Origin of the sequence: Methanocalculus sp. (assembly GCF_029762515.1) — an archaeon.
In the GTDB taxonomy this organism is placed as follows: Archaea; Halobacteriota; Methanomicrobia; order Methanomicrobiales; family Methanocorpusculaceae; genus Methanocalculus.
This window is the reverse complement of record NZ_JARVGN010000366.1, coordinates 1-2,306: the sequence shown is the minus strand read 5'-3', so window position 1 is coordinate 2,306 and position 2,306 is coordinate 1. Positions and strand designations below refer to the sequence as shown.

At 54.7% G+C, this 2,306-nt stretch carries 2 protein-coding genes; both read left to right on the top strand.

Going from position 1 to position 2,306, the window contains the following annotated elements; all coding sequences use genetic code 11:
• The coding region (locus QCH34_RS10980) for a toprim domain-containing protein (RefSeq protein ID WP_300334074.1) at positions 1–772 on the top strand (772 nt) is incomplete at its 5' end.
• A 10-nt stretch (positions 773–782) separates the two neighbouring features.
• Positions 783–2,306 (top strand): DNA topoisomerase (ATP-hydrolyzing) (locus QCH34_RS10975; RefSeq protein WP_300334077.1); only part of this gene is annotated, 1,524 nt, incomplete at its 3' end.

The window sequence follows — 2,306 nt, the reverse complement described above, 5'->3', positions numbered from 1 at the left end:
AGCGGCCCGTGCCCGTGAAGCGGCACGCAATGCACGGGAACTTGCCCGGAGAAAGAGCACTCTTGAGTCATCCACACTTCCCGGCAAGCTTGCCGACTGTTCCGAACGCGACCCCTCAAAGAGCGAGCTGTATATCGTCGAGGGAGATTCGGCAGGCGGATCGGCAAAGCAGGGGAGAAACCGCAGATTCCAGGCGATTCTTCCTCTCAGGGGAAAGATCCTCAATGTCGAGAAGGCAACCGAACATAAAATCTTAAAGAACCTCGAGATCAACACGCTAATTTCTGCGATTGGAACCGGTATCGGCACAAATTTCAATCCCGAACGTGCCCGGTACCACGCAATCATCATCATGACCGATGCGGATGTCGATGGTGCTCACATCAGCACACTCCTCCTCACCTTCTTCTACAGGTACATGAAGGAGCTGATCGATCTCGGCTATATCTACCTCGCCCAGCCTCCTCTCTACCGCATTGCACGTGGGAAGAAGGAGGTCTATGTCTTCCGCGAGGAGGAGATGCGAAAGGCGGTCGGTGAGATGGGTGAGACCGGTGTCCATGTCCAGCGGTACAAGGGTCTTGGTGAGATGAATGCATCCCAGCTCTGGGAGACGACGATGGATCCCGAACGCAGGGTGCTGAAACAGGTCAGGATCGAGGATGCGATTCACGCAAATGATATCTTCGAGAAACTTATGGGCGAGAATGTATCTGCCAGGAAAGATTTCATCAAACGCCATGCAGGGGAGGTGAAGAACCTTGACATCTGAAGAACCGGCAATGCCGCCAGTGGGACGGGTTATTTCGGTTCCAATCGAAGAGGAGATGAAGAAGAGCTACATCGATTACGCGATGAGCGTCATCATCGGCCGTGCGATCCCCGATGTCCGCGATGGTCTGAAACCAGTACACCGGCGTACCCTCTATGCGATGTGGGGGTCAGGGAACACCTCTGACAAGCCATTTAGAAAATCCGTCAAGGCGGTCGCCGCCACGATGGAGAACTACCACCCTCACGGTGACTCCGCCATCTACGATACCCTCGTGAAGATGGCCCAGCCCTTCAGCTACCGGTACATGCTTGTTGAAGGGCAGGGGAACTTCGGCTCGATTGATGGCGACTCTGCTGCCGCAATGAGGTACACCGAAGCCCGGCTTACAAAAGCGGCTGAGGCGCTCCTGATAGATATCGAGAAGGAGACGGTCAATTTCATCCCGAACTTCGATGGATCGACGCAGGAGCCGACAGTTCTTCCTGCCCGCATCCCGAACCTTCTTGTCAACGGAACAAGCGGAATTGCGGTTGGAATGGCAACCAACATGCCTCCCCACAACCTGGGCGAGGTCTGCACTCTCGTTGAACAGTTCATCGATAATCCGGAGATATCTCCACAGGAGATCCTCTCGATCATGCCGGGTCCGGATTTCCCGACCGGCGGCATGATCATGGGATCTGCCGGCATCATGAACGCCTATACCACCGGATACGGACGGATCATCGTCCGTGGCGTCTCCGAGATCGAGACCGGCAAGCGGGATCTGGAACGGATCATCATCAGCGAGATCCCCTACCAGGTCAATAAGGCACGGATGATCGAGAATATCGCTGATCTCGTACGTGAGAAGAAGATCGAGGGGATCAGCGATCTCCGTGACGAATCTGACAAGGACGGCATCAGGATTGTCATCGAGCTGAAGAAAGGGATCAATGCCCAGGTGGTTTTGAATCTCCTGTATAAGCATACCCAGCTCCAGACCACATTCGGGGTCATCAACCTCTCGATCGTCGATGGCCAGCCGAAGGTGCTGCCGCTCACCGATATGCTCCGGTACTTCCTCGCCCACCGGGTGGAGGTTGTCAGGCGGAGATCGGAGTTTGAGCTCAGAAAGGCTCGTGACAGGTTCCATATCCTCGTTGGCCTCTTAATTGCCCTTGACAGAATTGATGAAGTGATCGCAACCATCAGGGCCTCGGCATCGGTGGAAGAAGCGGGTGTCGCCTTAATCTCCCGGTTCGGGCTCGATGAGATCCAGGCAGATGCGATCCTGAAGATGCAGCTTCGGAGGCTTGCAGCACTTGAACGCCAGAAGATTGAGGATGAGAAGAATGCCCTTGAAGCAGAGATTGCACGGCTCATGGAACTTCTCTCAAGTGAGGCAGCAATCCTCTCGGTTGTAAAGGAAGAGACTAGGGAGATCCGTGAGAAGTTCAGCGACCCACGAAGGACCGAGATTGCACATTCTGCTGAGTTCCTTGATAAAGAAGCACTCATCGAGGAGAGGAAGGTCTTTGTCGCCCTCACC